Annotated in this window: 12 protein-coding genes; 5 read left to right on the top strand and 7 right to left on the bottom strand. The window is 71.2% G+C overall.

Translation table 11 applies throughout. The features are described from left to right. Positions 1-57: 57 nt before the first annotated feature. From VKA29_RS03280 to VKA29_RS03290, 3 genes are all read right to left on the bottom strand, one after another. Positions 58-636 carry a TerD family protein gene (locus VKA29_RS03280; RefSeq protein WP_324783613.1) on the bottom strand — a complete coding sequence of 193 codons (579 nt, stop codon included), beginning with the start codon at positions 634-636 and terminating at the stop codon, positions 58-60. Positions 637-800: 164 nt separating this feature from the next. Continuing rightward, a complete protein-coding gene (gene uvrB, locus VKA29_RS03285) occupies positions 801-2,948 on the bottom strand; it encodes an excinuclease ABC subunit UvrB (RefSeq protein ID WP_324783614.1) in 2,148 nt (715 codons plus the stop codon). Positions 2,949-2,988: 40 nt separating this feature from the next. After that, positions 2,989-3,858 (bottom strand): MHYT domain-containing protein, encoded by an 870-nt coding sequence (locus VKA29_RS03290; protein ID WP_324783615.1) that lies wholly within the window; start codon positions 3,856-3,858, stop codon positions 2,989-2,991. 288 nt (positions 3,859-4,146) lie between these two features. On the opposite strand from VKA29_RS03290, the gene VKA29_RS03295 reads away from it, so the two are divergent. Together VKA29_RS03295 and VKA29_RS03300 are read left to right on the top strand one after the other, a co-directional pair. Beyond that, positions 4,147-5,022: a glycerophosphodiester phosphodiesterase gene (locus VKA29_RS03295; RefSeq protein ID WP_324783616.1), complete on the top strand. Its 876-nt coding sequence runs from the start codon at positions 4,147-4,149 to the stop codon at positions 5,020-5,022. 70 nt (positions 5,023-5,092) lie between these two features. Next, entirely contained in the window at positions 5,093-5,650 is a 558-nt protein-coding gene (locus tag VKA29_RS03300) for a methylated-DNA--[protein]-cysteine S-methyltransferase (protein ID WP_324783617.1), read from the top strand. 19 nt (positions 5,651-5,669) lie between these two features. Here the strand turns inward: VKA29_RS03300 and VKA29_RS03305 are convergent, their stop codons facing one another. After that, positions 5,670-6,098: a VOC family protein gene (locus tag VKA29_RS03305; RefSeq protein WP_324783618.1), complete on the bottom strand. Its 429-nt coding sequence runs from the start codon at positions 6,096-6,098 to the stop codon at positions 5,670-5,672. 102 nt (positions 6,099-6,200) lie between these two features. Here VKA29_RS03305 and VKA29_RS03310 point away from each other — a divergent pair, with 102 nt between their 5' ends. Beyond that, a complete protein-coding gene (locus tag VKA29_RS03310) occupies positions 6,201-7,106 on the top strand; it encodes a pseudouridine-5'-phosphate glycosidase (protein WP_324783871.1) in 906 nt (301 codons plus the stop codon). After that, positions 7,103-8,059, top strand: a complete 957-nt coding sequence (locus tag VKA29_RS03315) for a sugar kinase (protein ID WP_324783619.1) — start codon at positions 7,103-7,105, stop codon at positions 8,057-8,059. Before VKA29_RS03310 ends, VKA29_RS03315 begins: the two co-directional genes overlap by 4 nt. A 76-nt stretch (positions 8,060-8,135) precedes the next feature. Here VKA29_RS03315 and VKA29_RS03320 read toward each other — a convergent pair whose 3' ends face one another. Further along, entirely contained in the window at positions 8,136-8,930 is a 795-nt protein-coding gene (locus VKA29_RS03320; RefSeq protein WP_324783620.1) for a methyltransferase domain-containing protein, read from the bottom strand. Positions 8,931-9,366: 436 nt separating this feature from the next. Between VKA29_RS03320 and VKA29_RS03325 the strand changes: the two genes are divergently transcribed. Continuing rightward, on the top strand, positions 9,367-10,494 hold the full coding sequence (locus VKA29_RS03325) for a magnesium and cobalt transport protein CorA (protein WP_324783621.1): 1,128 nt from the start codon (positions 9,367-9,369) through the stop codon (positions 10,492-10,494). A 10-nt stretch (positions 10,495-10,504) separates the two neighbouring features. Here the strand turns inward: VKA29_RS03325 and VKA29_RS03330 are convergent, their stop codons facing one another. Together VKA29_RS03330 and VKA29_RS03335 are read right to left on the bottom strand one after the other, a co-directional pair. Continuing rightward, entirely contained in the window at positions 10,505-10,933 is a 429-nt protein-coding gene (locus tag VKA29_RS03330; RefSeq protein ID WP_324783622.1) for a CBS domain-containing protein, read from the bottom strand. Positions 10,934-11,057: 124 nt separating this feature from the next. Continuing rightward, positions 11,058-11,699: a uridine kinase gene (locus VKA29_RS03335; protein ID WP_324783623.1), complete on the bottom strand. Its 642-nt coding sequence runs from the start codon at positions 11,697-11,699 to the stop codon at positions 11,058-11,060. Positions 11,700-11,866 lie beyond the last annotated feature (167 nt).

The following is an 11,866-nucleotide window of genomic DNA, read 5'->3' on the forward strand; positions in this document are numbered from 1 at the left end:
CGCCTTCGTCCCCCTGTGTAGCTGGTGTGTCGTGTCGTGTGCCGCTCGCCGGTCCCGCTAGAGAAGCGGCAGGATCGCCGGCATCAGGTCCTGGAACGTGCGGCCGTTGGCCGCGGTGCCGAGGGCCGTCATGCTCCAGCCCGCACCCGAGCGGTGCACCTTCGCCATGACCTGGGCGGTGTAGGCGCCGCCGCCCGCGAGCGTGTAGCGGGCCAGCTCCTGGCCGTTGGTCTCGTCGACCAGGCGGCAGAACGCGTTCTGCACCTCCGCGAAGGTCTGCCCCGTGAAGGAGTTCACGGTGAAGACGATCTGGTCGATGTGGACCGGGACGCGCTGCAGGTCGACGAGGATGGACTCGTCGTCGCCGCCCTGGCCGGCGCCGCCGACGAGGTTGTCGCCGGTGTGGCGGACGGAGCCGTCGTCGCTGACCAGGTGGCGGAAGAAGACGACGTCGACCGGCTGCTTGTCCGCGAACAGCACGGCGGAGGCGTCCAGGTCGATCTCCCGGGTGCGCGAACCGAACAGGCCGCGCCGGGGAGCCGCCTGCCAGCCGAGACCCATACGGACCGCGGACAGGCTGCCTCCGTCGTTCTTCTGCAGACTGATGGCCTGACCCTTGGTCATGTTGACGGTCACGCGCTGATTCCCCTCTCGTGCTTTCCCCTGTTGCCGCGGAATCCGCGGTTGATGAGCACCCTACGCAGGGCCACTGACAATGCCGTACCCCAGCCCCTACTTTGTGTCGGTCTTGAAACACAGCGCGTACGGACGGGGCCGGGAGGACGCGTGCCGACGGCCGGTCAGGCCAGGCCCGCCTCCTTCATCTGACGCAGTTCCTTCTTCATCTCGGAGACTTCGTCGCGCAGCCGGGCGGCGATCTCGAACTGAAGGTCCGCGGCGGCGGCGCGCATACGCTCCGTCAGTTCCTCGATCTGCTCGGCGAGATCGGCCGCGGGACGGTCGGTGGGCACCGTCTGCCTGGCCTTGCCCTTGGCCGCCTTGGCGCCGGCCGCGCCGGTGCCGGCCGCCTTCCCGAGGGAGGGCACGGGAGCCTTGGCGCCCTTGCCGTCCTTGGTCTTGCGGTATCCCGAGCCGAGCAGTTGCTCGGTGTCGACGTCCTCGCGGGCGATCTGCGCCACGATGTCGTTGATCTTCTTGCGGAGGGGCTGGGGGTCGATGCCCCGCTCCTTGTTGTACGCGATCTGCTTCTCGCGTCGGCGGTTGGTCTCCTCGATGGCCCGCTCCATCGCCGGTGTGATCCTGTCGGCGTACATGTGGACCTGGCCGGAGACATTGCGCGCGGCGCGGCCGATGGTCTGGATGAGGGAGGTACCGGAACGCAGGAACCCCTCCTTGTCGGCGTCGAGGATCGCCACCAGGGAGACCTCGGGCAGGTCGAGGCCCTCGCGCAGGAGGTTGATGCCGACCAGGACGTCGAACTCGCCGGAGCGCAGCTCGCGCAGCAGCTCCACGCGGCGCAGGGTGTCGACGTCGCTGTGCAGGTAGCGCACCTGGATGCCGAGCTCGAGGAAGTAGTCCGTGAGGTCCTCGGCCATCTTCTTGGTGAGCGTGGTGACCAGGACGCGCTCGTCCTTCTCGGTCCGCGTGCGGATCTCGTGCACCAGGTCGTCGATCTGGCCCTCGGTGGGCTTGACGACGACTTCCGGGTCGACGAGGCCGGTGGGACGGATGATCTGCTCGACGATGCCGTCCGCGCGGGAGAGCTCGTAGTTGCCGGGCGTGGCCGACAGGTAGACGGTCTGCCCGACCCGCTCCTGGAACTCCTCCCACTTCAGCGGCCGGTTGTCGAGGGCGGACGGCAGGCGGAAGCCGTGGTCGACGAGGGTGCGCTTGCGGGAGGCGTCGCCTTCGTACATGGCGCCGATCTGCGGGACCGTGTTGTGCGACTCGTCGATGACCAGCAGGAAGTCGTCCGGGAAGTAGTCCAGCAGGGTGTTGGGCGGGGACCCGGGCGAGCGGCCGTCGAAGTGCATCGAGTAGTTCTCCACGCCGGAGCAGGTGCCGATCTGGCGGAGCATCTCGAGGTCGTAGGTCGTCCGCATCCTCAGACGCTGGGCCTCCAGGAGCTTGCCCTGCTTCTCCAGGTCGGCCAGCCGCTCCCCCAGCTCCTTCTCGATGTCGTTGACGGCCCGCTCCATGCGCTCGGGGCCCGCGACGTAGTGGGAGGCCGGGAAGACGTACAGCTGCCGGTCGTCGCTGATGATCTCGCCGGTGACCGGGTGGAGGGTGGAGAGCGCCTCGATCTCGTCGCCGAACATCTCGATGCGGACGGCGAGCTCCTCGTAGACCGGGAAGATCTCGATGGTGTCGCCGCGCACCCGGAAGGTGCCACGGGTGAACGCCATGTCGTTGCGCGTGTACTGGATGTCCACGAAGCGGCGCAGCAGTTCGTCACGGTCGAGCTCGTCGCCGACCCTGAGCGGGACCATGCGGTCGACGTACTCCTGCGGCGTGCCGAGGCCGTAGATGCAGGAGACCGAGGCGACCACGACGACGTCGCGGCGGGTGAGCAGCGAGTTGGTCGCGGAGTGGCGCAGTCGCTCGACCTCCTCGTTGATCGAGGAGTCCTTCTCGATGTAGGTGTCCGACTGCGGGACGTATGCCTCGGGCTGGTAGTAGTCGTAGTACGAGACGAAGTACTCGACGGCGTTGTTGGGCAGGAGCTCGCGGAACTCGTTCGCCAGCTGGGCGGCCAGCGTCTTGTTCGGCGCCATCACCAGGGTGGGGCGCTGGAGCTTCTCTATCATCCACGCGGTGGTCGCGGACTTGCCGGTGCCGGTCGCGCCGAGCAGGACGACGTTCTTCTCGCCCGCTTCGATGCGCCGGGCGAGCTCGGCGATGGCCTGCGGCTGGTCGCCGCTCGGCTGGTAGGGGCTGACGACCTCGAAGGGCGCCACCGTGCGTTCGATGTGGGAAACGGGCCGCATGCTGTCCACCGTACGACCCGCCACTGACAATGCGGCGGGATCAGCGGCTCTGCGGAGTCCGGGAGCCGCGGCGGCCCGACTGCTGCCGGCCGGGGCGGTGCGGCGGACGGTGGGCCGGGTGCTGCGCGGCCGGACGGGCCGGGACCCCGGGCTTGTGCTCGGCCGGGGACCGGGCCGGCTTGCCCATGACCATCAGCGGGTCGAACACCACGATCACGGCGGCGAGCAGCAGGAAGACGAGCGGGCCGATCAGCATGGGAGCGAGCAGTCCGGCCGGCGAGTCCCCCGTGGAGGAGTCGGCGGGGCCGTGCAGGTGCACGCTGAGGGCCGCCATGCCGGTGTAGTGCATGCCGCTGACGGCCATTCCCATGACGAGACTCGCGCCGACGCTCCACAGGAACCCCCTGACCTGTGCGGCGGCCCACAGGGCGGCGGTGGCGGCGGCCATCGCTATGACGACGGAGACGGCGACCGTGAGGGTGTTGTACTCGAACTTGCCGTTCAGTTGCATGCCGGCCATGCCCAGGTAGTGCATCGAGGCGATGCCGAGGCCGGTGACGGTGCCCCCGGTGAACAGGGCCGCGCCCTTCGCGCCCCGGTAGCCGACGATGAAGATCCCGATACCCACCATGAGGACGGCGACGCCCAGACTGGCGTAGGTCAGCGGTCTGTCGTAGTGGATGGGCGCCCCTCGCACCGTGAACCCCATCATCGCGACGAAGTGCATCGTCCAGATGCCGGAGCCGATCGCGGCGGAACCGAGGGCGAGCCAGCCGGCGCGCCAGGAACGCGCCACGAGCATGGACCGGGTCGTGCAGCGCAGGCCGAGCGCACCGCCCAGACAGGCCATGAGATAGCCCACCAGTGGTGTGACGAGTCCGTAGCTGAATCCGTCGACCGTGCCCTGCATGCGCGGCTGCCCTTCCGCCGTTCTTGCGTCCGGAATCCGTGGAAAGCGCCCCCCTCCCAGTACCGCCCGAGCGGTGCAGGGCTGAGGCAGAGAGTATGACCCCCACCTGAATGGTCGAACGATTTTCCGGCAAAGAAACACGCGTCTGACCCAGTTGTGCGCCACCGGTGAGCGGAGTCGGGCGATTCTCTCCGCCGTGTGGCCGTTCTGCGCCCCGCCGCCGGTTACACGATGCTGTCACAGTTGAGCTGTCCGTGATCCGCCGACCGCTCGACGCGAGGAGTACGCATGCACGTGCGCGCCGTAGCCGCCCTGACCACCGCGCTCCTGGGGGCCGTCGCCCTCCTGTTTCCCACGTCCGCCGCCCGGGCCGGCGACGTCGGCGCGGCGCCCCTGGTCGTCGCCCACCGGGGCGCCTCCGCCCAGGCGCCCGAGAACACGCTGCCCGCCGTCGACGCGGCGGCCGTGCTGGGCGTTTCCTGGGTCGAGAACGACGTCCAGCGCACCAAGGACGGGGAACTCGTCGTGATCCACGACGACAGCCTGCGGCGCACGACCGACGCCGAGGAGGTCTTTCCCGGTCGGGCGCCCTGGAAGGTGAAGGACTTCACCGCGGCCGAGATCGCTCGGCTGGACGCGGGGAGCTGGTTCGGTCCCGCGTACGCGGGCACGCGCGTGCCGACGCTGGAGCAGTACCTCCGCCGTGTCGGACTGCACCGGCAGAACCTGCTTCTGGAGATCAAGAGCCCCGAGCTGTACCCCGGCATCGAGCGCCAGACGCTGAAGGTCCTCGGCAACGAGGGCTGGCTCGACGACCGGCACCTGGCCGGCCGGCTGGTGGTGCAGAGCTTCAGCGCCGGCAGTCTGCGGATCGTCCACGACCTGAAGCCGGGCGTCCGGACAGCCCTCCTCGGGAAGCCTGCCGTGTCCGACCTGCCCGCCTACGCGGCCTTCACCGACGGGATCAATCCCTCGTACGCCTCGATCTCGGCGGGCTACGTCTCCGCCGTCCACGCGCTCACCGGACCGCACGGCAGCCCGCTGTCCGTGTTCACCTGGACCGTCGACGACGTGGACACCGCCCGCCGGGCCGCCGGATACGGCGTCGACGGCGTCATCACGAACAAGCCCGACCTGGTTCGGGCCGCGCTGCAAGCCCCCTGAGGCCTCCGCGGGAAGCCTCCGGGAAGCTGCTCGCACGGCGTTGTCAGTGGCGGGCCGTACGGTGGGACGCATGGACAGCCATGGGCAGCAGGACGAGCAGCGGATCGTATGGGCCGTCGTCGACACAGGGATCGGTCCGCTGCTGCTGGCGGCGACCCCCGAGGGCCTGGTCAACGTCGTGTTCCACGCCACGGACGCGGTGCGGGACAGGGCACTGGGCCGGCTCGCGTCCCGGTTGGGCGGCGAGCCCGTCGAGGCTCCCGGCTCGCCGTTGCTGACCGAGGCGATACGGCAGGTCGAGGCGTACTTCGCGGGTGAGCGGCGCACTTTCGAGCTGCCGCTGGACTGGTCGCTGATCTCCGGCTTCAACCGGCAGGTGCTGCGTGAACTGGCGACCGGCGTGCCGTTCGGTCAGGTCGTCGGCTACGGGGATCTGGCCCGGCGGGTCGGCCAGCCCGGCGCGAGCCAGGCCGTGGGGGCGGCGATGGGGTCCAATCCGCTGCCGGTCGTGGTGCCCTGCCACCGGGTCGTCGAGAGCGACGGGGGCATCGGCGGCTTCGGCGGAGGCCTGGAGGCCAAGCGGAAGCTGCTCGCGCTGGAAGGGGTGCTCCCCGAGCCGCTGTTCTGACGCGCGCGGTCTCGTACCGCTAGTCGTAGTGCCGGGCCTCGAAGACGTTGCCGTCCGGGTCGCGGAAGTAGAAGCTGCGCCGGGCCGTCCCGCGGGCGCCGTAGGCGTCGTACGAGATGTCGGACATGGGGACGCCGTGTTCCTCCAGGCGGGTGCGGAGCGCCTCGAAGTCGGGGCCGGGGAGGGACACGCAGACGTGGTTGACCGGGTGACCGGCACTTTCGGCGGCCCCGGGGAGCATGTTCATCTTTCCCGCCATGGTGAGCGGTGCGAGGTCGAAGATGGTCTCGTCGTTGAGCCGTACGGAGGGGAAGGACGTCGTACCGGCGGCGAACTCGGTGACTCCGAGGGGCTCGAGTCCGACCGCCTTCTCGTAGAAACCGGCCGAGGCGAGCGGGTCGCGCACCCACAGGACGACGTGGTCCAGACGTGCCGTGTTGTCCGTCATGCATCCCAGGCTGGGCTCCTCGGCGACGGGCCGCAAGGGTTTGGCAGGGGGTGCCGCCCGCCAGAGATGAGGGAGGACCGACTGACAGGAGGCAGGCACGTGGTGCTGGTGGTGTCGGAAGAAGTGCGGGAGGCGATCGACGCGCGTCGACCCGTGGTGGCCCTGGAATCCACGATCATCGCGCACGGTCTGCCGCGCCCGCGCAACCTGCAGGTGGCGCGGGAGCTGGAGGAGGTCGTACGGAGCGAGGGTGCCGTACCGGCGACGATCGCGGTACTGGACGGGCGGCCCCATGTGGGCCTCGGCAAGGACCAGCTGGAGCGGGTCGCGAACGAGGACGGCATCCGCAAGCTGGGCCACCGTGACCTTCCGCTCGCGGTGGCCTCCGGTGCGAGCGGGGCGACCACGGTGTCGGCGACCGCGCTGCTCGCGGCCCTGGCAGGGGTGCGGGTGTTCGCGACGGGCGGGCTCGGCGGGGTGCACCGGGAGTGGACGGTGACGCAGGACGAGTCGGCCGACCTGGGACTGCTGGCGCGCACCCGGATCACGGTGGTGTGCGCGGGCGTGAAGTCGATCCTGGACGTGCCGGCGACCCTGCAGCGGCTGGAGACGCTGGGCGTCGCCGTGGCGGGATACGGCACCGACCGCTTCCCCGGCTTCTACCTGTCCGACTCGGGCCATCCGGTGGACTGGACGTTGGAGTCGCCCGATCAGGTCGCCGACGTGATGAGGGCGCAGGACGCGCTCGGCGGGCCCGAGTCGGCGCTGATCGTCGCCAACCCCGTGCCGGAGGCGGAGCAGCTGGACCCGGGGCTGCACGCGCGCGTGCTCGCCGACGCGCTGCACGCGTGCGCGGCCGAGGGCGTGACCGGTCAGGCGGTCACGCCGTTCCTGCTGGACTACCTGGTGCGGCACACCGACGGCGCCTCGCTGAGCGCCAATCTGGCGGCGGTGCGCGGCAACGTACGGCTGGCATCGCGGATCGCGGCGGCCTGGGCCGGGGCGTGACGGCGGAGCCGGGCGGAGCCGAGAGCGGCGCGGGCGGCTTCCAGAGCCGGGGAGCCGGTGCGCTGCTGGTGGTCGGTGATGTGATCACGGACGTCGTCGCCCGGCATCGGGGGCCGCTCGCGCCGGGAACGGACACGGCCGCGGCGATCCGGACGGTGCCGGGTGGCGCGGGTGCCAACGTGGCCTGCTGGGCGGCGCATTGGGGCTGTCCGGAGGTACGGCTGCTGGGCCGGGTGGGTGCGGAGTCGGCCGCGTGGCACGAGCGTGAGCTGGTCGCCTGCGGGGTACGTCCCCACCTCGTCGTGGATCCTCGGGCGCCGACGGGGACGGTGATCTGCCTGGTGGACACCGGCGACGCGGCCGAGCGGACCTTCCTCACCGACAGCGGCGCCTCGTTGCGGCTCGATCCCGGTGACTGGTCCGACGCGCTGCTCGACGGTGTCGCGCGCCTGCACCTGTCGGGCTACCTGCTGTTCTCCGAACCGAGCCGGGCCCTGGTCGCGGCGGCCCTGCGGTCGGCTCGCGCGCGTGGTGTGCCGGTGAGCCTGGACCCGGCTTCGGCCGGCTTTCTCACCCGGTTGGGCGTCGACCGTTTCCTGCGGCTCGTCGAGGGGGTGGACGTCCTGCTGCCGAGCCGGGACGAGGCCTGCCTGCTCACCGGGTTGCCCGATCCGGCGGACGCGGCGGCGAAGCTGAGTCGGCACGTCCCGCTCGTGGTCGCCAAGCAGGGCGCGGACGGCGCGCTGGTGGCCCGGTCCGGCGAACTGTGCGCCCGGGTGCCGGCCGTCCCGGCGACGCCCAGGGACACTACGGGAGCCGGCGACGCCTTCACCGGCGCGTTCCTCGCCGCCCTGCTCACGGGCGCCGTCCCGGAGCACGCGGCGCGGGAGGGCTGCCGGGCGGGGGCGCGCGCCGTGGAACGGGTGGGCGGGAGGCCGACGGCCGGGGAGTGAGCGCGGGGCACGGGGCCGCGAGACGGAAGGCCCGGAGACCGGGGACCCGGGAAGTGAACCGGGGACACCCGGTCCGCTACGGCTTGCGTCCCCACGCCGAGATCATCGGGGCGGTGGCCAGGTCCATGTCTCCGGACGCGACGTTCGCCAGGTGGCGGTCGATGTCCTCGTCCGTGGCCAGGCCCGCGGCGACGAGACGGTCGCGGACCTGCCGGATCGTGGCCGATTCCAGAGCGGCGCAGGCCGGCGAGGAGACCGGGAAGTACGCGTCGGCCTCGACCTGTCGCAGACCGGCCTCGCGCAACAGTCGCGGCAGCCTGCGGCCGTAGGCGAGATCGGCTCCGCTGTCGGCCAGCAGCCGGCGGAAACCGTGCCGCAGCCGGTTGGCGAGGTGCTGTTCGGGGCCCTGCTCGTCGGGGCAGACCAGTGGCTGGAGGGTGGGGTCGGCGTCCTCGACGAGGAGGCGGCCGCCGGGGCGCAGGGCCCTGACCATCGAGCTCAGTGCCCGTTCGCGGTCCGGAACATGGACGAGGACGAGCCTGGCGTGCACCAGGTCGAACCCCTCCCCCGGCGGCTCCTCGGCGCCGACGTCGTGGACCCGGACGTCCACCGGCGGCCGGGCGGCGGAGGCAAGGCACGAGGTGTCGATGTCGGTGGCGATGACCTTGCCGGTCGGCCCGACCTTCTTGGCCAGCCAGGACACCACGGACGTGCCGCCGGCCCCGACCTCCCAGCAGCGCCATCCGGGTCCGACACCGCACTCGGCTAGGTGCCGGAAGGTCGTGGGATCGAAGAGCGAGGCGAAGGCGTCGAAGCGCTCGCCCGCCTCGGACTGCCGGTTGTCGAGAAGGTATCCGTCGGATCGCATCATGGTGCGATCATCCCAGTTGTCCCGCTTGTCCGGCAGGTCGAGGCACTGCCCCGTCGGCGTGAGGCACTACCCCGCCGGGGTGAGGCGCGGCCCCGCCGGGGTGAGGCGCGGCCCCGCACGGGTGAGGGCCGGCCCCGCCGGGGCGAGGGGATGCGCCGTCGGGGGCGCTGTCCCGCCCGGATGAGGCGATGTCCCGCCGGACGGTACGACACCGCGTCGAGCGCGGGCGACCGGCGTCCGCACCACCCGACCCCCTTCGTCCACAGGAGGGAACAAAGCGGAACGCCGAGTTCCCACAGGCTCACCCACGGTTCGCCGGAAACTGGCAGACTGGCGCGCCACGGGGCAGGAACGCGACGCGTCACGGGAGCACAGCCCACGGCGTACCGCACGAAGAGAGCTTCAAGCCCGGGGAGTTGCACGCGAGGAGATCCAGATGTCGATGGCGGGGAACCTGCGGAAGGTCACGCGTCTCAGCAAGGTCGGCGGCCTCCGCAAGGTGGCGCGCCTCGCCCGTCGGCGCCCCGGCGTCGACCTGAGCCACCCGGCCCGGTCCCCACTGGGGTCGTCGGTGGTGAACTGCGTGACGTACCGGGACGGCTCCCGGACCTCCGGGGGCGGGGATGTCGTCGAGGCGGTGGAGCGGGTACGCGGAAGCCGTCACGGCTTCGTGTGGCTGGGCCTGCACGAGCCGACGGACCAGGAGTTCGCGGGCATCGCCGAGCTGTTCGACCTGCATCCCCTGGCCGTGGAGGACGCGGTCGAGGCCCATCAGCGCCCGAAGCTGGAGCGCTACGGGGAGACGCTGTTCGCGGTGCTGAAGACGGTCTGCTACGTCGAGCACGAGGAACTGACGGCGACGAGCGAGGTGGTGGACACCGGCGAGATCATGGTGTTCGTCGGCGCGGACTTCGTGATCACGGTGCGGCACGGACGCCACGGCTCGCTGGGTCCGCTGCGCGAGGACCTGGAGGCCGACCCCGAGAAGCTCGCCAAGGGGCCGGCGGCGGTGCTGCACGCGGTCGCCGATCACGTGGTCGACGACTACCTGAGCGTCACCGCCGCGGTCCACGAGGACATCGACCAGGTCGAGACGGACGTGTTCGCCGAGAACGGCGCGCGGGCCGATCCCGGGCGCATCTACCAGTTGAAGCGGGAACTGCTGGAGCTGAAGCGGGCCGTGGTTCCGCTCGGGCGGCCGATCGAGGACCTCGCGACCAGGCCGATCCGGGTGGTGGACCCGGAGATCCAGGCCTACTTCCGGGACGTCCTCGACCACCTCATACGGGCCAAGGAACAGATCGCCTCCTTCGACGAGCTGCTGAACTCGATCTTGCAGGCGCACCTGGCCCAGGTCACGGTCGCGCAGAACGAGGACATGCGCAAGATCACGGCGTGGGCCGCGGTGATCGCCGTGCCGACGATGGTCTGCGGCCTCTACGGCATGAACTTCGACCACATGCCGGAGTTGCACTGGAGATTCGGATATCCGCTGGTCATAGCCGTGATATCCGTTGCGTGCGTGGTGCTGTACCGCGGCTTCCGGCGCAACGGCTGGCTGTGATCCGGCGGGGTCAGCGCGGCCCGCTCCGGGCGTAGACGCTCTCGGCCCAGTCGGCGATCTGGTCCTCCGGCAGGTGCCTGGCGAGGTCCGCCTCGCTGATCATGCCGACCAGCCGCTTGTTCTCGATGACGGGGAGCCTGCGGATCTGGTGGTCCTTCATCTCGCGCAGGACGTCGGAGATGTCGGCCCTCGCCTCGATCCAGCGGGGGGTGCCGTGGGCCATCTCGCCGGCGGTGGTCCTGGCCGGGTCGTGCCCCATGGCCACGCAGCCGACGACGATGTCACGGTCGGTGAGGATGCCGCAGAGCCGTTCGTTCTCGTCGCTGATGGGCAGGGCGCCGACGTTCAGCTCGCGCATGAGCTGGGCGGCCCGGTCCAGCGTCTCGTGGGCGGGGATCCACTGGGCTCCCCGGTGCATGATGTCTCCGGCGGTGGTCATGGAGTACCTCCTGGTACCGGACGGCCGGCGCGGCACGGGACGCACCGCTTGTCCCGGCGACATTCATTCTCGCCGCGCAACGGAACGGGCGCATCCGGAGCCGGGCGGGGACCGGGGCCGTGCGTCACCCGCTCCAGGCCGGGTGGCGCGGGTCGTCGGCGCGTACCAGCACGTCGGCGGCGCCAGCCGGGTCGGTCTCGGCCTCGTAGCGCTCGTAGGCGGGAAGCGTCCAGTGGTCGGTCTCGGGGGTGCGGCGGCGCAGGGCGCCGGGCGAGAGGCGGAGGTGCACGGTCAGGTCGAAGGGGAACCAGTGGCGCAGCAGGAGCGGACCGTGCAGCAGCAGGCAAGAGCCGGGCCGGAGTCGGACGTACGGGCTGCGGGTGGCACGATCGGTGGCCGGGTCCCGCAGATCGGGCAGGACGCGCCCGTCGCCGCCGGGTTCCAGGGGGCCGAACACCTCACGCCACAGGGCGCCGGTGTCGAACCAGCCGTCGAAGTAGGCGTCCACGTCCCGCCGGCCGTGTTCGAGGCGGAGCGAGGCCGGACGCAGGAAGCCCTCCGTGCCGACGACCAGCGAGGGGCGGCCGAGCGTGCGCAGTGCCTCGGCGACGCGCTCGGCGAGGTCACCGGGGCGGGCCGCGGGAGCGCCGTCGAAGGCGATGCGCGGCCAGGGGCTGCCGTCGGCCGGTTCCAGATCGAGCAGGCGCTCGGCCAGGAGGTCGCCGAGCCGGTCCCAGGTGATCGCTTCGAGTCGCACACCGGCCATGATGCGCCACACGCGGAGCGGAACGGGTTGCGGGCCGCAGACTGCCCGGCCGCGCGGGGAACGGCCGCATGCGGCCGCCACGTCACACCGCGGGCCGTCTTCTCCGGTCCTTCCATGGTCACGGGTGCCGTGTGGGAATGCACATGTGGTGAGGCGACGCGTCGGGA

Source organism: Streptomyces sp. H51 (assembly GCF_035656535.1).
GTDB lineage: Bacteria > Actinomycetota > Actinomycetes > Streptomycetales > Streptomycetaceae > Streptomyces.

Coding starts and splice junctions, on each gene's coding strand:
- uvrB (WP_324783614.1), bottom strand. CDS start 2,948: ATGCGGCCCGTTTCCCACATCGAACGCACGGTGGCGCCCTTCGAGGTC.
- VKA29_RS03290 (WP_324783615.1), bottom strand. CDS start 3,858: ATGCAGGGCACGGTCGACGGATTCAGCTACGGACTCGTCACACCACTG.
- VKA29_RS03295 (WP_324783616.1), top strand. CDS start 4,147: ATGCACGTGCGCGCCGTAGCCGCCCTGACCACCGCGCTCCTGGGGGCC.
- VKA29_RS03300 (WP_324783617.1), top strand. CDS start 5,093: ATGGACAGCCATGGGCAGCAGGACGAGCAGCGGATCGTATGGGCCGTC.
- VKA29_RS03305 (WP_324783618.1), bottom strand. CDS start 6,098: ATGACGGACAACACGGCACGTCTGGACCACGTCGTCCTGTGGGTGCGC.
- VKA29_RS03320 (WP_324783620.1), bottom strand. CDS start 8,930: ATGATGCGATCCGACGGATACCTTCTCGACAACCGGCAGTCCGAGGCG.
- VKA29_RS03325 (WP_324783621.1), top strand. CDS start 9,367: ATGTCGATGGCGGGGAACCTGCGGAAGGTCACGCGTCTCAGCAAGGTC.
- VKA29_RS03330 (WP_324783622.1), bottom strand. CDS start 10,933: ATGACCACCGCCGGAGACATCATGCACCGGGGAGCCCAGTGGATCCCC.
- VKA29_RS03335 (WP_324783623.1), bottom strand. CDS start 11,699: ATGGCCGGTGTGCGACTCGAAGCGATCACCTGGGACCGGCTCGGCGAC.